Below are 15,538 nucleotides of genomic sequence, written 5' to 3'. Positions count from 1 at the left end.
TCTGGTTTCTTGGCGTCTGCCCGGGGGCGACGGTCTTTCGGTCGGGACAGCCTAGCGGGTCGCGTCGGTTAAGGCGACAGGCCGGGCGGAATTTCAGGATCGGGTGAATATCCAGTCGCTGTCGTTCGAGGCGGTCTTGTCGAAGCGATAGCCGTCCCGGTCGAACGCCTTCAGGTCCGTCGCGGTTTCGATGCGTTCGTCGATGGCGAACCGGGCCATCGCGCCGCGGGCCTTCTTGGCGAAGAAGGAGATGATGCGGCTTTCTCCGTCCTTGTTTTCGCGGAACTGCGGCGTGACGACCGCCAGCCTCAGAGCCTTGGCGTCGACCGCGCCGAAATATTCCTGGCTGGCCAGATTGACCAGCGTGGGGTCCGACTGGCTCTCGGCGTCGGCGTTGAGCTGTTTCGAGATCCGGTCGCCCCAGAAATCGTACAGGCTGGAGCCGCGTCGCGTCTTCAGCCGCACCCCCATCTCCAGCCGATAGGGCTGGATCCGATCCAGCGGCCGCAGCAGGCCATACAGGCCCGACAGGATCCGAAGATGGTCCTGGGCGAAGGCCAGCGCCGTGTCGTCGAGCGTGCGGGCCTCCAGTCCCTGATAGACGTCGCCGGCGAAGGCGAGGGCGGCCTGGACGCCGACCTCGGTCGCTGCGGGGTCGAAGGCCTGGAACCGCTCGCGGTTCAGTCGGGCCAGGTCGTCGGAGATGCTCATCAGCTTGCGCAGGTCAGCCTTGGTCTGCCGCTTGGCGGTCCTGGCCAGCTGGGCCAGGTCGTCGGTGAACCTCGGCTGGGTCGCGGGCACGGCCCGGTCGGGTTCGGAGAAGTCCAGCCGCTTGGCCGGGGACAGCACGATCAGCAAGGCAGGGCGCTCCGTTTGTCAGGCGCGGGGTCTAGGCCGGTTCGGTGACGGAATGAAGGTGGTCGTTCGCCTCAGAACAGGACCGCCGGATTCATGATCCGCTGGGGGTCGATGGCGGCGCGGATGGCCTGCATCGTGGCGATCTCCAGCGGCGATTTGTAGCGCCGGGCCTCTTCGGTTTTTAGCCGACCCAGGCCGTGCTCGGCGCTGATGGAGCCTTCGTATCGGGCGACGATGTCGTGGACGACCTCGGACCCGGCTTCCCACCGACCCAGGAAGGCCTTCAGGTCGGCCCCCGGCGGGCACAGGACGTCGTAGTGCATATTGCCGTCGCCGACGTGGCCGAAAGCGCTGACCCGGGCCCCCGGCTCGAACCGTTCGACGGCGGCCGTGGCCTCGTCGAGGAAGTCGGCGATGCGGCTGACGGGGACCGAGACGTCGTGCTTCCAGCCGCCGCCCTCGGGCTTCTGGGCCGCCGACTGCTCCTCGCGCAGCTTCCAGAAGTCGCGGGCCTGGGCCTCGTTCTGGGCGATGGCGGCGTCGGTGATCAGGTCCACCTCGAAGGCGGCGGTCAGGATCCGCTCCATCCCCGCCTCGGCCGCGCCGGGCTCGCCCGAGGTCAGCTCGATCAGGGCGTACCAGGGCTGGACGCTGTCGAGCGGCTCGCGGACGCCGGGGATGTGTTTCAGGGCGAAGTCGACGCCGACCCGTTTCATCAGCTCGAACGCCTCGACCCCGCCGCCGGTCTCTGACTTGGCGCGGGCCAGCAGCTGGATCGCGGCATGGGGATCGGCCAGGCCGACGACCGCCGTGGCGCGGCTGCGCATGATGGGGAACAGTTTCAACGTCGCGGCGGTGACGACGCCCAGCGTCCCCTCGGCCCCGATCAGCAGCTGTTTCAAATCGTAGCCGGTGTTGTCCTTGCGCAACCGCTTCAGCCCGTTGAACACCTGGCCGTCCGGCATGACCGCCTCCAGGCCCAGGACCAGGTCCCGCATGACGCCGTAGCGGATCACGGCCGTTCCCCCGGCATTGGTCGAGATCACGCCGCCGATCGTCGCCGTGCCCTCGGCCGCGAGACTGAGGGGGAAGAAACGGTCCGCCTTGGCCGCCAGCTGCTGCGCCTCCAGCAGGGTGACGCCGGCCTCCACGGTCATGGCGTCGTCCAGCGGTGTGACGTCGCGCACGGTACGTAGACGCCGCGTCGACAGCAGCACCTCGCCATAGGGGATCTGCCCGCCGACCAGGCCGGTATCGCCGCCCTGGGGCACGATAGCCACCCCGTGCCGCGCGCAGATGGCCACGGCCTGGGCCACCTCCGCCGTGGTCGCGGGCTTCAGCATCAGCGGCGTGTGGCCCTGCCAGCGGTTGCGCCATTCGGTCAGCCAAGGCGCGATCTCGGCGGCGTCCTCGGTCCAGCCGGAGGGGCCAAGCGCGCTCTTCAGTTCAGCGAGGACGGCAGGGGAGGGGTTCGACATAGGCCCTTGTCTCAAAGCGTCGCCGGGGATGCCACCCCAAACCGACCGAAGACGCTAAGGTGCGGCGATGGACGACACACCGACGCTGATCCCGATCCCCGCCGTGGGGATCGTCTGTCTGAAAGGGGATGAGGTGCTTCTGATTCGGCGCGGCACGCCGCCCCGGCTGGGCGAGTGGAGTCTGCCGGGCGGGCGAATCGAACCGGGCGAGCGCGCCGTCGATGCCGCCCTTCGCGAGCTGCGCGAGGAAACCGGCGTGACCGCCCGGATCCTGGGCCTGATCGATGTGGTCGACGGCCTCTTTCCGGACGAGGGCCGGCACTATGTGCTGATCGACTATCTGGCGGTGTGGTCGGCGGGGACGCCCGTCGCGGGAGACGATGCGACCGAGGCGGTCTTCGTGCCCCTGGCCGAGGCCGCCGAACGGGTCGCCTGGAGCGAAACCCGGCGCATCATCGCGGCGGCCGTCGCCTTGCGCGACGTCGGCCGACGATCCGATCCGGCCTGACCGGCTCGCGCCGAGCCGCGCTGCCGGGGCGGTCAAGGCGGGCTCGTCGTCTTTTACCGAAGCGGCGACCGGTTTCGATGGTGCCGCGCCTGGAGCGGCGGTAACGTGGGTCAACCGGAGGATCCGCATGAGTTATTTCGCCCTCGCCCTGGTCGCGCTCGCCATCGTGCTGCTGTTCAGCGTGGTCAAGATCGTGCCCCAGGGCCGCGAGTTCACCGTCGAGCGGTTCGGCAAATATACCCGAACCTTGGCCCCCGGCATCAGCCTGCTGACGCCCTTCGTCGAGCGGATCGGCCGACGCATGAACATGATGGAGCAGGTCCTGGACGTGCCCCAGCAGGAGGTCATCACCAAGGACAACGCCATGGTGAAGGTCGACGCCATCGTCTTCATCCAGGTGATGGACGCCGCGCGCGCGGCCTATCGCGTCGAGAACCTGCCCTACGCCATCACCCAGCTGTGCTCGACCAATCTGCGCACCGTGGTCGGTTCGATGGACCTGGATGAGGTCCTGTTCCAGCGCGACAACATCAACTCGCGCCTGCTGACCGTGATCGACGCGGCGACCGAGCCCTGGGGGGTCAAGGTCAACCGGATCGAGATCAAGGACCTGACCCCGCCGGTGGACATCACCAACGCCATGGCCCGCCAGATGAAGGCCGAGCGCGAGCGCCGCGCCGTCATCACCGAGGCCGAGGGCGAGAAACAGGCCGCCATCGCCCGCGCCGAGGGGGCCAAACAGGCCGCCATCCTGGAAGCCGAAGGCCGCAAGGAGGCCGCCTTCCGCGACGCCGAGGCCCGCGAACGCGCCGCCGAGGCCGAGGCCAAGGCGACCGCCATGGTCAGCCAGGCCATCGCGGCGGGCGACGTCAACGCCATCAACTATTTCGTTGCGCAGAAATACGTCGAGGCCTTCGCCGAACTGGCCCGCAACCCGACGGCCAAGACGGTCATCGTGCCGGCCGAGATGGGCAGCCTGGTCGGCACCATCGCGGGCATCGGCGAACTGGTCGGCCTGGCGCGCGACCAGCAGCAGGTCAGCCGCGCCGCGCCGCCCGCTCCGACCCGTTCGCGGGGCGGGACCGTCCCACCGACTGCCTGAACCGGAGCGTTGCCATGACCGCCCTCGCCGACATGTATGCCGCCCAGCCGTTCTGGATCTGGCTGGCGATCGGGGTGATTCTGCTGGCGGTCGAGGCGGCCTTCTCGACCGAATGGCTGCTCTGGCCCGCCGTCTCTGCCGGGATCGTCGCGGTCCTGACCGCGCTGGGACTGAAGCTCGGTCTGGCGGTCGAGGTCGGGGTGTTCGCCACCCTGACGCTGATCTCGACCCTTCTGTCCCGACGACTGATCCAGCGGGTCAATCCCTCCGACAGCCCCGACATCAATGATCGCGACGCCCGCCTGGTCGGTCAGCGGGCGCGGGTGGTGGAGTCGTTCGTCGGGGGGCGCGGTCGGGTGTTCGTATCGGGGGCGGAATGGCCGGCCGAGATCGTGGGATCCGCGCCGATCGTGGGCGAGGATGTGATCGTTGAAGCGACGCTGGGATCCGGGCTGAAGGTCCGCCCCGCCTAGGTCAGCCCGCCCGGACGCGTGCGGCCCGCATCTCCTCGATGCCCCGGTTGGCCAGCTGATCGGCGCGTTCGTTCAGGGCGTGACCGGCGTGGCCCTTGACCCAGTGCCATTTGACCTCGTGCCGGGCGCGGGCGAGGTCCAGCCGCTTCCACAGGTCGTCGTTCTTGACCGGCTTCTTGTCTGCGGTCTTCCAGCCCCGCGCCTTCCAGCCGTGGATCCAGCTGGTGATGCCGTCCATCACGTATTTGCTGTCGGTGTGGAGATCGATCCTGCACGGCCGGGTGAGGGCCTCCAGCGCCATGATGGCGCCGGTCAGCTCCATGCGGTTGTTGGTGGTCAGGGGTTCGCCCCCCGACATCTCCTTGGCCTTTTCGCCGAACTGGATGATGGCCCCCCAGCCGCCGGGGCCGGGGTTGCCCTTGCAGGCGCCGTCGGTGTGGATGATCACGTGACTCATTTGCGCGGACTTACAGGTTCGCTTGGCGCGTCGCCATCCGTTGGACTATATGCACCGTAGTTTTGGCGCGGGCCGCTTTCGGTTCGTTCGAGGAGAGTCGTCTTGGGCAGCTTCAGCATCTGGCACTGGGCCATCGTCATCGTCGTGGTCGCCCTGCTGTTCGGCGGCAAGGGCAAGATTTCCGGCCTGATGGGCGACGCCGCCAAGGGCATCAAGGCCTTCCGCGAGGGCCTGAAGGACGAAGACAAGAAGGACGGCCCGCATGACGGCGTGTCCAGCCTGCCGCGCACCGAGGCGGAAAAGGAAGAGCTGAAGCGCTAGGCCCGGCAGCGGAAAGAGCCTGACGCATGGGCGGCCTCGGCCCCGGGATCGGGGGCCTCGAATATGTTGTGATCGGCATCGTCGCCCTCGTCGTCGTGGGCCCCGAACGGCTGCCTGGCATGCTGCGCGCGCTCGGCAAGATGGTCGCCAAGGCGCGCGGCATGGCCAACGAGTTCCGCGCCAGTTTCGAGGATATGGCCCGCCAGTCCGAGCTGGACGAGCTGCGCAAGGAGGTCGATGCCCTGCGCACCGGCCAGATGGTGCCCCTGGGGGCCGCCGCCGACGAAGCCTTCAAGGACATCAAGGCCGAGCTGGACAAGCCCGCCTATGTCGAGACGCCCCCCAACGCCGTGATCCTGGACCAGCCGGAGTTCCCCGAACCCGTCGTGGCGCCGCCGGAGGCGGAACCCAAGCCCGTGCCGAAGACGCCGCGCAAACCGCGCGCGTCCGCGACCCGCGCCGCCGCTGACGGCACGACGACCAAGACGCCGAGCGCAAAAACCAAGGCCCAGGCCGCCAAGCCGCGCGCGCCTCGCAAGCCCAAGGCCACGGTGTGAGCGTTCGCGACGAGGACGAGATCGAGGCGTCGCGCGCGCCCCTGATGGATCACCTGATCGAGTTGCGCGGGCGGCTGGTCTGGTGCGTGGTCGCCTTCATCCTGGCCTTCATCCTGTGCTTCTTATTCGCGGCCCAGCTGCAGGTCGAGCTGATCAAGCCGTTCCAGGCCGCCGCCGCCGTCCATGCCGACGCCGTGGCGCGCGGCACGCACGGCAATCCGCTCGATCTGCTGGCCATCGCCGTCGGCCTGAAGCCGCTGCCAGCGGGTGGCCTGGCGGCGGTCGAGCTGATCGCCACGGCCCCGCTGGAGCAGCTGTTCACCAAGATGAAGATCGCCGGGTTCGGAGCCATCGTCCTGGCCTTCCCGATCATCGCCTATCAGCTGTACGCCTTCGTCGCCCCGGGCCTGTACCGCAACGAGAAGGGGGCCTTCCTGCCCTTCCTGATCGCGACGCCGGTGATGTTCTGCCTGGGCGGGGCGCTCGTCTATTATGTCATGCTGCCGTTCGTGATGCTGTTCTCGCTGAGCCAGCAGATCTCCAGCGAGGGCATCACCGTCCTGCTGACAACCAAGATCTCGGACTATCTGAACCTGGTGACCTCGCTGATCCTGGCTTTCGGCCTGTGCTTCCAGCTGCCGGTGGTGACGACCTTGCTGGGCATGGCCGGGCTGATCTCGTCCAAGCTGATGAGCGAGGGCCGCCGCTATGCCATCGTCGCCGTGGTGGTGCTGGCCGCCGTCGTGACCCCGCCCGATCCCATCAGCCAGCTGATGCTCGCGATCCCCCTGATCCTGCTCTACGAGGTCTCGATCTGGTGCGTCCGGCTGATCGAGCTGCGGCGGAAGACGGACGAGGACGCCGACGACCTGGCGGCGGCCTGAAGACGAGGGCCCGCCATCCGGCCGCCGCGGCGGCTGCTATCGACCCATTGCGGAATTTGGCACTCCCGTCATTGTCGACGCGGGGGACCCAAGATGCAGAAGCGCCTGATCGCTGCCTTGCTGATCTGCGCCGCTCCGGCGGCGGCGCAGAGCGCCCGCGCTCCGATTATTGACATGCACCTGCACGTCAGGTCAGCGCTCTATGCTGGAGCTCATCCCCCTCCGATGTGCGCTCCGTTCGAGATGATGCCGAGGTCCGAAAACAGACTGGGCGTCTATGCAGGCATGACCTTCAATCGCCAGCCCTGTTCCGATCCGATAGCGGCGTCCTCCACAGACGAACAGGTCATGCAGGATACGCTGGCGGCGATGGAACGGTTGAATATCTATGGGGTCGTCAGTGGCGAGCCCGAGGCCGTGGGGCACTGGGTCAGCGTCGCTCCGAGCCGGATCTTGCCCGCGGTGGACTATCGACTGCCCGGGACCCCCGGTTCCGCCCACGTCGGTATCCGGACCCTCGACGACCTGCGGCGCTTCCACGGGCAAGGCCGTTTGCGCGTGATTGGCGAGATCATGGCCCAATACGAGGGTGTCGGCGTCGATGATCCCCGCATGGAGCCGCTCTGGGCGCTCGCCGAGGAACTGGATGTGCCGGTCGCGATTCACATGGGACCCGGCGAACCGGGTCAGCCCTATTCAGACGGGGCTTATCGCGTAGGTCTGGGTGATCCGCTGTTGCTCGAGCCGGTGCTGATACGCCACCCGAGGCTGCGTGTGTCCGTGATGCACGCCGGCTACCCGATGGCGGAACGGATGCGCGCCCTGATGTTCAGCTATCCGCAGGTTTACGTCGACATCGGCAGCATCGTCTATACCGAGCCGCGTCCCAGCTTTTATGCCTTCCTGCGGGAGCTCGTCGAAGCGGGCTATGGAGACCGCATCATGTTCGGATCAGACCAGATGATCTGGCCGGGCGTGATCGAAGCGTCTGTGCGCGCCATCGAAGTCGCTCCCTTTCTGACGCCGGATCAGAAGCGCGACATCTTCTATAACAACGCCGCGCGCTTCCTTCGGCTCTCGGCGGCAGAGATGGCCGCCCAGCTCGGACATTGACGTCCGCTGTTCATACTGAGCGGCCATGCCGCGCGTCTGCTTCCGCAGAACGCCAGCGCAGACGCAAAAACCCCGGATGGCGGACCATCCGGGGCCTTGTCTATCCGCCGATCGGATCGATCAGCAGCTGTAGTACATGTCGAATTCGACCGGGTGGGGGTGGAGGGCCAGGCGCATGACCTCTTCCATCTTCAGCTCGATGTAGCTGTCGATGAAGTCGTCATCCATGACGCCGCCCTTCTTGAGGAAGGCGCGGTCCTTGTCGAGGTTCTCGAGCGCTTCCTTCAGCGAGCCGCAGACCTCGGGGATGTTGCCGCGCTCTTCGGGCGGCAGGTCGTAGAGGTTCTTGTCGGCGGGGCCGCCCGGATCGATCTGGTTCTCGATCCCGTCGAGGCCAGCCATCAGCAGGGCCACGAAGGTCAGATAGGGGTTGCCCATCGGATCGGGGAAGCGTGCTTCCAGACGCTTGGCCTTGGGGCTCGACGTGTGCGGGATGCGGATCGAGGCCGAGCGGTTGCGGGCCGAATAGGCCAGTTTCACCGGGGCTTCGTAGCCGGGCACCAGACGCTTGTAGGAGTTGGTGGTCGAGTTGGCGAAGGCGTTGATGGCCTTGGCGTGCTTGATGATGCCGCCGATGTACCAGAGGCATTCCTGGCTCAGACCGGCGTATTTGTCGCCGGCGAACTGGGGCTTGCCGTCCTTCCAGATCGACATGTGGACGTGCATGCCCGAGCCGTTGTCGGCGAACATGGGCTTGGCCATAAAGGTCGCCGACTTGCCGTAGGCCGCGGCCACGTTGTGGATCACGTACTTATAGAGCTGCAGCCGGTCGGCCATGGTCAGCAGGTCGCTGAACTTCAGGCCCAGTTCGTGCTGCGCCGGGGCCACCTCGTGGTGGTGCTTCTCGGGGTTGAGGCCCAGGTCGCGCATGACACCCAGCATCTCGCCGCGCAGGTCCTGGCCGCTATCGACCGGGTTGACGGGGAAATAGCCGCCCTTTGGCCCGGGGCGGTGGCCCATGTTGCCCTCGGTGTACTCCGAGCCCGTGTTGGCCGGCAGCTCGATCGAGTCATAGCTGTAGCCGGTGTTGTGCGGCTGGGTGGACCAGCGGACGTCATCGAAGATGAAGAACTCGGCTTCCGGGCCGAAATAGACCTGGTCGCCCACGCCCGAGGACTGGACATAGGCCAGGGCCTTCTTGGCCATCGAGCGGCTGTCGCGGTTGTAGGGCTCGCCCGTGTCGGGGTTCATCACGTCGCAGAACAGGAACATCGTGGTCTGCTGGTAGAAGGGGTCGATGTAGGCCGTGGTCAGGTCCGGCATCAGCAGCATGTCGGACTCGTTGATCGCCTTCCAGCCGGCGATGGACGAGCCGTCGAACATGGTCCCCTCGGTCAAGAACTCCTCGTCGACCAGGTCGATGTCAAAGGTGACGTGCTGCAGACGGCCCTTGGTGTCTGTGAAGCGGACGTCGACGTATTTGACGTCCTTGTCCTTGATCTCCTGGAGGATCTTGCTGGCGGCGCTCATGAGTTCGATGTCCTTCTCTTGCGTTTCTTCTGGGAGGAAGCTGGGTTGGCCTAGACGGCCTGGGCTCCGGTTTCGCCGGTGCGGATGCGGATGACCTCGGTGATGTCCGAGACGAAGATCTTGCCGTCGCCGATCCTGCCGGTGCGGGCGGCGGTCTGGATGGCCTCGATCACGGCCGGGGCCAGGTCGTCGGCGACCACCACCTCGATCTTGATCTTGGGCAGGAAGTCGATGACGTATTCGGCCCCGCGATAGAGCTCCGAATGGCCCTTCTGGCGGCCATATCCCTTGGCCTCGAGCACGGTCATGCCCTGGACGCCGATGTCCTGCAGGGCTTCTTTGACGTCGTCGAGCTTGAACGGCTTGATGACGGCTTCGATCTTCTTCATGGGCGCCCCCGAGGCGGCACAGGTCAGGCCAGACACTCAGGGTCCAAAAGGACACCGCATCGCAGCATAAGGCAAGGCCTGCGTTGCATTTTAGGGCGCTCCGTGCGCGGAAGGAGCGATGGTGAAAACGAACGATCCGGCGCTGTGGGCAGACGCCCTCCCTTGGCCGGGGGCGGAGACGCACAAACATCAGCGCGGGCGGCTGGGCGTCGTCTGCGGCGGGCCGCTGCGGACCGGGGCGGCGCGGCTGGCGGCGCGAGCGGGACTGCGGGCCGGTGCCGGGCTGGTGCGGCTGCTGTGCCCGCCCGACGCGGCGCCGATCGTGGCCGGGACTGTGGAGGCGATCATGGTCGACGCCTTCGACGGCCCGGAGGCGCTGGCGAGGCTGACGGAGCCGATGCAGGCCGTGGTGATTGGCCCGGCGGCCGGGCTGGAAGAGGGGACCGTCTTGAACCTGCGGGCGATCGTGGCGGGGGAGGCCGCGCTGGTCGTGGATGCGGATGCGCTGACGATCTTCGCGGGGCGTGCCGCCGACCTGTTCGGCCTGCTGGGCGAGGGCGATGTGATGACCCCCCACGAGGGCGAGTTCGACCGCCTGTTTCCAGGTGTGCTGGCTTTGGGGCGCGTGGCGGCGGCGGTTCAGGCGGCGGAAACGAGCGGCGCGGTCGTGGTGCTGAAGGGCAGCCGGACGATCATCGCCGCGCCCGACGGCCGTGTCGTGGTCCAGCCCCCGGCCTCGCCCTGGCTGGCGACGGCGGGTAGCGGCGACGTGCTGGCCGGGCTGATCGGCGGCTGGCGGGCGCAGGGGATGACGGCGTTCGACGCCGCCTGCGCCGCCGTCTGGATGCACGCCGAGGCGGCGGCCCGCTTCGGTCCCGGCCTGATCGCCGAGGACCTTTCCGAACAGATTCCTGCCGTCCTCCGGAGCCTGCGATGATCCCGACCCTTTATGGCATCAAGGCCTGCGACACGATGAAGAAGGCCCGCGCCTGGCTGGACGCTCACGACCGGGCCTATGGCTTTCACGACTACAAGACCGCCGGCATCGACCGGGCCACGCTGGCCGGCTGGGTGGCCGAGCACGGCTGGGAGACGGTGCTGAACCGCAACGGCACCACCTTCCGCGCCCTGCCGGCAGAGGCGAAGGCGGGGCTCGACGCGGAGGGGGCCATCGCCCTGATGCTGGCCCAGCCGTCGATGATCAAACGGCCGGTGCTGGATCTGGGGGACCGAACCGTGGTGGGCTTCAAGCCGGAGGTCTATGCGGCGAGGTTTGAAAGCTAGCTGTTGAAATACAGAGTGTTATCCGGCGATTCTTGACCGCGCGACCACACGGCCGTCTGGCGCCGAATAGACTCCGAAAAAATCGAGTCCAACGCGTGCAAAGCGTTAGTTTTCAAGGCGTTCTGTTGCATGCATTTGGACTCCCGGAGTCCAGCTAAGTTATTCGTTCCTTCCCCCGCGCTTACGGGGAAAGCGGCCCGTTGATCGCGAAGCGATCCAGGGCCGATGGGGGAAGTCTTGCTTGGTTTTGACGGCATATGAGTTCCCCCATCCGTCCTGTTCTCGCTCCGCTCGAAGGCGGACGGCTTTCCCCCGCGAGGCGCGGGGGAAGGGCTCAAGGCGGTCCTACCCTTCGACGACATCCGTGTCGGGGCGGTCGTGGCCGTCGGCGCGTTCGGTGACCCAGGTGCCGGAGCTGTCGGCGTACTCGATCGTCGCCGTCTGATCGGCCACGCGCTGTTCGCGGCTGGCGGCCACGGCGGCGGCCTTGGCCGAGTCGTGGGTGGGGTGGGTCTCCGAGAAGGTATCGCCGACCTTGTAGGCCCAGCCGCCGTCGTGTTCGACGATGCGATAGGTGACGTGGGACATGGAGGGCTCCGGGTCTGGGGGGATGACCCTTTCATTCGCACTTTCCGCGGCGCGGCGCATATGTTTCGCGTCCGGACGGCGGGATTATTGGCCGCGAAGGAAGGCGAGGCAGTCCGTTCGCACGTCCCGAAGCGCCGGATCGGCCACGCCCTCCACCGCCGCGATCATGTCGGGGTCCCCGGTGGCCCGGCAGATGCGGGGGCTGGCCCCGCCCGACGCCTGTAGCGCGGTCAGGACGCCGGACGGCTGCATCGGCAGGGCGCGCGCCAGGGCGTCGGCCAGTCCGTCCGCATAAACCCCGCCGACGACAGGCCGGAGCGAGGGCACCACCGACAGCCAGGCCGCGTCGCCGGTGGCGATGCCGGCGAAGATGGGATCCAGACCGGTCGGGTCGGCCGGGCCGGTGAGCACCGCCACGGTGTGGGCCGCCCCGTCGGCGGCGATCAGATCCGCCAGATGGGCGGCGGTCAGGGGCGTGGGCTCGGCCGCCAGCGCTTCGTCCCTCGGTGGGTCGGCGGGCACGCCACAGGCCGCCAGTGAGGCCAGCAGGGCGAATATCGTCAGGCGACGCTTCATGGCTTCTCCCGGTGCGCCCCGGGAAGGCGGGGGCGAGCCCCACCTTACGAAGATTTCACGTCCGGGGCCGCATCCGTTGCCCTGTGCCGCCGCCTCTTGTGATCAGACGGCCCGGGCATCAGGCTCGGGTCGGTACAACAAGAGGGGCTCACACCCATGGACGGATTCGAAGTTCTCATCCCGCTGGCACCTTTCATCATGGTGATCGCGATCGTCGTGGTTCCGGCCTTTTTGAGAAGCCGGGAGCGCCGGGAGATGCAGGCCACGTTGCGCACCGCCATCGACAAGGGGCAGCCGCTTCCGCCCGAAGTGATCGAGGCCCTGTCCAAGGACGGGGTCAAGGCGCCGGCGACGGCGGCGCGCGATCTGCGGGTGGGGGTCATCCTGCTGGCCGTCAGCATCGGCATCGCCATCATGGGCTATGGCGTCAGCTTCGAAGAGATGGACGCCCTGTACCCGATCGCGGGCCTCGCCGCCATTCCGGGCATGATCGGCCTGGCCTTCATCGTCCTGAGCTTCTTCAACAAGAACAAGGACTGAGCCCTGGACTGAGGGGGGAACAGTCATGGCCAAGTCCTTGATGGACCATCACGACGTCGAGCTCGCCGCCCTCGCGGCGGCGGGTGGGCGGCGCGAGTTTGGCGAACTGGCGCGCCGGCACGGCTCGGCGGTCCGCTACCTGCTGCGGCGGATGGGGGCGCAGGGGTCCGAGGCCGACGACGTGGCCCAGGACGCCTTTCTGCAGGCGTTCGAGAAATGCGCCGAGTTCCGGGGGGAGGGGACCTTCGCCGCCTGGGTCAAGCGGATCGCCGCCCGTCTGTACCTGAAGCGCCGGGCCAAGGAGGCCCGGTATGTCGCCGAGATCGCGCCGGAGCAGGAGGAAACGACACCCGCGCCGGATCAGGCGGGTCTGGTCGATCTGGACGAGGCGCTGAAACACCTCAGCGAGACGGAACGTTTGTGCGTCTCGCTCTGCCATGGCGCGGGGCTGTCTCATCCCGAGATCGCGGCCGCCATGAATCTGCCGCTTGGAACGGTGAAGTCTCATGTCAAACGTGGTCTGGATAAACTCCGTGCCCGGCTCGCGCCGGATGCCGGACAGTCGGGGAGGGCGACCCATGTCGGCTGACGAATTCGATCCCGCCATCGAGCGGCTGTTCGCCCGCGCCCCCCAGATGCCGGACGCGGCCCTGTTCGCCGCCGACGTCGAGACGAAACTGCAGTCCTCGACCCGGATCCGCACCCTGGCCCTGACCCTGGCGGGCTTGATCGGCGGCGTCATCGCCGTGCGCGAGTCGATGCATCTGGACCTGCGGATCACCGACTCCCAGGCCCCGGTCGCCGGGCGTGTGATCGGGCAGGGCCTGCAATCGGCCAGCCTGAACGTCCAGGATGCGGTGGCCGCGGGCCTGACCCAGTACGGTCTGGCGGACGTCGCGCTTGGCTCCATGGGCGGCATGTCGCTCTTCTGGCTGACCGCCGGCGCGCTGATCGCCCTGGCCGCCGCGGGCGTGGTGAAGCTGTCTCAGGAGATCTGAGGCGCGCGGACCTTCGGTGCGCCTCGGCGAAAGCGGACCTGGAGGTCCGCGCTCCATCTGGTGTCCAAGGATGACGAAGCGATGGGGTTGCTGTTAAATGCGGCGATCGATGTGAAGGCTCCCCATGTCCGCCCAGACCCAACCGCCCGTCAAACGCCTGACCGCCCCCGACATCATGAAGCGGAAGGGCGGCGAGCCCCTGGTCTGTCTGACCGCCTATGACGCGCCTACGGCGGCGCTGCTGGACGATCACTGCGACGTGCTGCTGGTCGGGGACAGCGTCGGCATGGTGGTGCACGGCCTGCCCAACACCGTCGGCGTGACGATGGAGATGATGATCCTGCACGGCCAGGCCGTCATGCGCGGCTCGCGCCGGGCCATGGTCGTCGTCGACATGCCGTTCGGCAGCTACGAGGGCGGGATGCAGGTCGCCTATGAGAATTGCGCCCGGATGATGAAGGAAACGGGGGCCCAGGCGGTCAAGCTGGAAAGCGGCCCGACCGTGCCCCAGACGATCGAGTATCTGGTCCAGCGCGGCATTCCGGTGATGGGCCACGTCGGGCTGCGGCCCCAGGCGGTGCTGACCGAAGGGGCGTTCAAGGCCAAGGGCAAGACCGACGACGAGCGCCTGCGGGTCATCGCCGAGGCCGAGGCGACCGCCGACGCCGGGGCCTTCGCCATCGTCATCGAGGGGACGGCCGAGGGCGTGGCCCGCGAGATCACAGAGACCATCGACAAGCCCACCATCGGCATCGGGGCCTCGGCCACCTGCGACGGACAGATCCTGGTGACGCCGGACATGCTGGGCCTGTTCGACTGGACGCCCAAGTTCGTGCGCAAATACGCCGATCTGCGCGGGGAAATCGACCGCGCGGTGGCAAGCTATGCCGCCGATGTGAAGGCCCGCCGTTTTCCTGCCGAAGTCGAGACCTACTTCTCCAGAAAGCCCGTCGCATCCTGACGCCTCCCGTGGGGCCAAGATGCGTTGCGGCGGAGGCACCGACTGTCTAGGGTCCGCGCCGATTGGCTTTGCAGCGATTTTTGGGGCGGCGTTTCACAGTGACTGATGTCTTCGAAGAGGTCGAGGAGGAGATCCGCTCCGAGCGCCTCAAGCGCCTGGCGCGTACCTGGCTGCCGGTCGTCGGCGGGATCCTGGCCATCGCCCTGGTCGCCGCCCTGGCGTGGTGGGGCTGGCAGAGCTTCCAGACCAGCCAGGCCAACAAGGCCTCCGTCGCCTATCAGCGCGGGCTCGAATCCCTGCAGTCCGGCGACACGGCCGGGGCCGAGACCGCCTTCGCCGAGGCCGAGAAGGCCGGCAACGGAGCGTACAAGTCCCTGGCCCTGCAGCAGCGCGCCGGGATCGCGGTCCAGGCCAACCGCATCCCCGACGCGATCCGTCTGTTCGACGAGGCCGCCAAGGCCGAGTCCGATCCGATCCTGGCCGATGCCGCCCGCTACAAGGCGGCCCTGCTGCTGATGGACAACGGCGGGACGCTGGCCGACCTGGAAACGCGGCTGGCCCCCCTGACCGAGGAGGACCGGCCGATGCGCCCGTTCGCCCAGGAGGCCCTGGGCCTGGCGCGGCTGCAGTTCAACAAGCCCGCCGAGGCGCGCGAGCAGTTCGTGCTGCTGACCCTGGGCCAGGACGTGCCCGACTCGGTGCGCCAGCGCGCCCAGGCGGCGGTCAGCATCATCGACGCCGGACTGGCCCCGGGCATCGCGCCCATCGTCGCGGCCCAGGCCCTGGTGCCCCCGGCGGCTCCGACCGCGCCCGTGGGCCCGGACGGCCAACCGATCGATCCCCGCGCGCTGGAGGCCGCCCAGGCCCAGGCGCAGGCGCAAGCCCAGGGCGCGAACTGACCGTGACGACCCGCCCCCTCAT

Annotated in this window: 21 protein-coding genes; 14 read left to right on the top strand and 7 right to left on the bottom strand. The window is 67.8% G+C overall.

Annotated features, from left to right (window positions below; genetic code table 11):
• Positions 1-93: 93 nt before the first annotated feature.
• Positions 94-858, bottom strand: a complete 765-nt coding sequence (yaaA, locus tag BZG35_RS11500; protein ID WP_077355777.1) for a peroxide stress protein YaaA — start codon at positions 856-858, stop codon at positions 94-96.
• 71 nt (positions 859-929) lie between these two features.
• Complete coding sequence (locus tag BZG35_RS11495; protein WP_077355776.1) at positions 930-2,336, bottom strand: FAD-binding oxidoreductase; 1,407 nt, start codon at positions 2,334-2,336, stop codon at positions 930-932.
• Between the two features lie 67 nt (positions 2,337-2,403).
• Between BZG35_RS11495 and BZG35_RS11490 the strand changes: the two genes are divergently transcribed.
• From BZG35_RS11490 to BZG35_RS11480, 3 genes are all read left to right on the top strand, one after another.
• The gene (locus BZG35_RS11490; protein WP_077355775.1) at positions 2,404-2,844 is read left to right on the top strand and encodes an NUDIX hydrolase; all 441 of its coding nucleotides are present in this window, start codon (positions 2,404-2,406) and stop codon (positions 2,842-2,844) included.
• Positions 2,845-2,971: 127 nt separating this feature from the next.
• Complete coding sequence (locus BZG35_RS11485) at positions 2,972-3,946, top strand: SPFH domain-containing protein (protein ID WP_077355774.1); 975 nt, start codon at positions 2,972-2,974, stop codon at positions 3,944-3,946.
• 14 nt (positions 3,947-3,960) lie between these two features.
• The gene (locus BZG35_RS11480) at positions 3,961-4,419 is read left to right on the top strand and encodes an NfeD family protein (protein WP_077355773.1); all 459 of its coding nucleotides are present in this window, start codon (positions 3,961-3,963) and stop codon (positions 4,417-4,419) included.
• Between the two features lies 1 nt (position 4,420).
• On the opposite strand, the gene rnhA is transcribed toward BZG35_RS11480, so the two are convergent.
• Complete coding sequence (gene rnhA / locus BZG35_RS11475; RefSeq protein WP_077355772.1) at positions 4,421-4,876, bottom strand: ribonuclease HI; 456 nt, start codon at positions 4,874-4,876, stop codon at positions 4,421-4,423.
• A gap of 102 nt (positions 4,877-4,978) precedes the next feature.
• Between rnhA and BZG35_RS11470 the strand changes: the two genes are divergently transcribed.
• From BZG35_RS11470 to BZG35_RS11455, 4 genes are all read left to right on the top strand, one after another.
• Positions 4,979-5,197, top strand: a complete 219-nt coding sequence (locus BZG35_RS11470) for a twin-arginine translocase TatA/TatE family subunit (protein WP_077355771.1) — start codon at positions 4,979-4,981, stop codon at positions 5,195-5,197.
• 26 nt (positions 5,198-5,223) lie between these two features.
• Positions 5,224-5,754: a Sec-independent protein translocase protein TatB gene (gene tatB, locus BZG35_RS11465; protein ID WP_077355770.1), complete on the top strand. Its 531-nt coding sequence runs from the start codon at positions 5,224-5,226 to the stop codon at positions 5,752-5,754.
• Positions 5,755-5,798: 44 nt separating this feature from the next.
• Positions 5,799-6,638 (top strand): twin-arginine translocase subunit TatC, encoded by an 840-nt coding sequence (gene tatC, locus BZG35_RS11460; RefSeq protein ID WP_171982033.1) that lies wholly within the window; start codon positions 5,799-5,801, stop codon positions 6,636-6,638.
• Positions 6,639-6,731: 93 nt separating this feature from the next.
• Positions 6,732-7,751 (top strand): amidohydrolase family protein, encoded by a 1,020-nt coding sequence (locus tag BZG35_RS11455; RefSeq protein ID WP_077355768.1) that lies wholly within the window; start codon positions 6,732-6,734, stop codon positions 7,749-7,751.
• 120 nt (positions 7,752-7,871) lie between these two features.
• Here the strand turns inward: BZG35_RS11455 and glnA are convergent, their stop codons facing one another.
• Positions 7,872-9,281 carry a type I glutamate--ammonia ligase gene (glnA, locus tag BZG35_RS11450; RefSeq protein ID WP_077355767.1) on the bottom strand — a complete coding sequence of 470 codons (1,410 nt, stop codon included), beginning with the start codon at positions 9,279-9,281 and terminating at the stop codon, positions 7,872-7,874.
• Between the two features lie 50 nt (positions 9,282-9,331).
• Entirely contained in the window at positions 9,332-9,670 is a 339-nt protein-coding gene (locus BZG35_RS11445) for a P-II family nitrogen regulator (protein ID WP_077355766.1), read from the bottom strand.
• Between the two features lie 118 nt (positions 9,671-9,788).
• Here BZG35_RS11445 and BZG35_RS11440 point away from each other — a divergent pair, with 118 nt between their 5' ends.
• Positions 9,789-10,607 carry an NAD(P)H-hydrate dehydratase gene (locus BZG35_RS11440; RefSeq protein WP_077355765.1) on the top strand — a complete coding sequence of 273 codons (819 nt, stop codon included), beginning with the start codon at positions 9,789-9,791 and terminating at the stop codon, positions 10,605-10,607.
• Complete coding sequence (locus tag BZG35_RS11435) at positions 10,604-10,954, top strand: arsenate reductase (protein WP_077355764.1); 351 nt, start codon at positions 10,604-10,606, stop codon at positions 10,952-10,954. Before BZG35_RS11440 ends, BZG35_RS11435 begins: the two co-directional genes overlap by 4 nt.
• Positions 10,955-11,299: 345 nt before the next feature.
• On the opposite strand, the gene BZG35_RS11430 is transcribed toward BZG35_RS11435, so the two are convergent.
• Together BZG35_RS11430 and BZG35_RS11425 are read right to left on the bottom strand one after the other, a co-directional pair.
• Positions 11,300-11,542 (bottom strand): hypothetical protein, encoded by a 243-nt coding sequence (locus BZG35_RS11430; RefSeq protein WP_077355763.1) that lies wholly within the window; start codon positions 11,540-11,542, stop codon positions 11,300-11,302.
• Positions 11,543-11,626: 84 nt separating this feature from the next.
• Positions 11,627-12,118: a hypothetical protein gene (locus tag BZG35_RS11425; RefSeq protein ID WP_077355762.1), complete on the bottom strand. Its 492-nt coding sequence runs from the start codon at positions 12,116-12,118 to the stop codon at positions 11,627-11,629.
• Between the two features lie 156 nt (positions 12,119-12,274).
• Here BZG35_RS11425 and BZG35_RS11420 point away from each other — a divergent pair, with 156 nt between their 5' ends.
• The 5 genes from BZG35_RS11420 to BZG35_RS11400 all read left to right on the top strand — a co-directional run bounded on the left by BZG35_RS11420 (position 12,275) and on the right by BZG35_RS11400 (position 15,516).
• Positions 12,275-12,658 carry a DUF6249 domain-containing protein gene (locus BZG35_RS11420; protein WP_077355761.1) on the top strand — a complete coding sequence of 128 codons (384 nt, stop codon included), beginning with the start codon at positions 12,275-12,277 and terminating at the stop codon, positions 12,656-12,658.
• Between the two features lie 25 nt (positions 12,659-12,683).
• A complete protein-coding gene (locus BZG35_RS11415; protein WP_077355760.1) occupies positions 12,684-13,247 on the top strand; it encodes an RNA polymerase sigma factor in 564 nt (187 codons plus the stop codon).
• The gene (locus tag BZG35_RS11410) at positions 13,237-13,656 is read left to right on the top strand and encodes a hypothetical protein (RefSeq protein WP_077355759.1); all 420 of its coding nucleotides are present in this window, start codon (positions 13,237-13,239) and stop codon (positions 13,654-13,656) included. Before BZG35_RS11415 ends, BZG35_RS11410 begins: the two co-directional genes overlap by 11 nt.
• Positions 13,657-13,780: 124 nt before the next feature.
• Positions 13,781-14,617: a 3-methyl-2-oxobutanoate hydroxymethyltransferase gene (panB, locus tag BZG35_RS11405; protein ID WP_077355758.1), complete on the top strand. Its 837-nt coding sequence runs from the start codon at positions 13,781-13,783 to the stop codon at positions 14,615-14,617.
• Positions 14,618-14,715: 98 nt separating this feature from the next.
• The gene (locus BZG35_RS11400; RefSeq protein ID WP_077355757.1) at positions 14,716-15,516 is read left to right on the top strand and encodes a tetratricopeptide repeat protein; all 801 of its coding nucleotides are present in this window, start codon (positions 14,716-14,718) and stop codon (positions 15,514-15,516) included.
• The last annotated feature ends 22 nt before the right edge of the window (positions 15,517-15,538 follow it).

The sequence above is a fragment of the Brevundimonas sp. LM2 genome (assembly GCF_002002865.1).
Lineage (GTDB): Bacteria > Pseudomonadota > Alphaproteobacteria > Caulobacterales > Caulobacteraceae > Brevundimonas.
The sequence above is the reverse complement of the archived record's forward strand: the minus strand, read 5'-3'. Positions and strand labels throughout refer to the sequence as shown.

Coding starts and splice junctions, on each gene's coding strand:
- BZG35_RS11410 (WP_077355759.1), top strand. CDS start 13,237: ATGTCGGCTGACGAATTCGATCCCGCCATCGAGCGGCTGTTCGCCCGC.
- BZG35_RS11420 (WP_077355761.1), top strand. CDS start 12,275: ATGGACGGATTCGAAGTTCTCATCCCGCTGGCACCTTTCATCATGGTG.
- BZG35_RS11490 (WP_077355775.1), top strand. CDS start 2,404: ATGGACGACACACCGACGCTGATCCCGATCCCCGCCGTGGGGATCGTC.
- tatC (WP_171982033.1), top strand. CDS start 5,799: ATGGATCACCTGATCGAGTTGCGCGGGCGGCTGGTCTGGTGCGTGGTC.
- BZG35_RS11485 (WP_077355774.1), top strand. CDS start 2,972: ATGAGTTATTTCGCCCTCGCCCTGGTCGCGCTCGCCATCGTGCTGCTG.
- BZG35_RS11435 (WP_077355764.1), top strand. CDS start 10,604: ATGATCCCGACCCTTTATGGCATCAAGGCCTGCGACACGATGAAGAAG.
- BZG35_RS11445 (WP_077355766.1), bottom strand. CDS start 9,670: ATGAAGAAGATCGAAGCCGTCATCAAGCCGTTCAAGCTCGACGACGTC.
- BZG35_RS11440 (WP_077355765.1), top strand. CDS start 9,789: ATGGTGAAAACGAACGATCCGGCGCTGTGGGCAGACGCCCTCCCTTGG.
- BZG35_RS11495 (WP_077355776.1), bottom strand. CDS start 2,336: ATGTCGAACCCCTCCCCTGCCGTCCTCGCTGAACTGAAGAGCGCGCTT.
- panB (WP_077355758.1), top strand. CDS start 13,781: ATGTCCGCCCAGACCCAACCGCCCGTCAAACGCCTGACCGCCCCCGAC.
- rnhA (WP_077355772.1), bottom strand. CDS start 4,876: ATGAGTCACGTGATCATCCACACCGACGGCGCCTGCAAGGGCAACCCC.
- tatB (WP_077355770.1), top strand. CDS start 5,224: ATGGGCGGCCTCGGCCCCGGGATCGGGGGCCTCGAATATGTTGTGATC.
- BZG35_RS11425 (WP_077355762.1), bottom strand. CDS start 12,118: ATGAAGCGTCGCCTGACGATATTCGCCCTGCTGGCCTCACTGGCGGCC.
- BZG35_RS11455 (WP_077355768.1), top strand. CDS start 6,732: ATGCAGAAGCGCCTGATCGCTGCCTTGCTGATCTGCGCCGCTCCGGCG.
- BZG35_RS11480 (WP_077355773.1), top strand. CDS start 3,961: ATGACCGCCCTCGCCGACATGTATGCCGCCCAGCCGTTCTGGATCTGG.
- BZG35_RS11415 (WP_077355760.1), top strand. CDS start 12,684: ATGGCCAAGTCCTTGATGGACCATCACGACGTCGAGCTCGCCGCCCTC.
- glnA (WP_077355767.1), bottom strand. CDS start 9,281: ATGAGCGCCGCCAGCAAGATCCTCCAGGAGATCAAGGACAAGGACGTC.
- BZG35_RS11430 (WP_077355763.1), bottom strand. CDS start 11,542: ATGTCCCACGTCACCTATCGCATCGTCGAACACGACGGCGGCTGGGCC.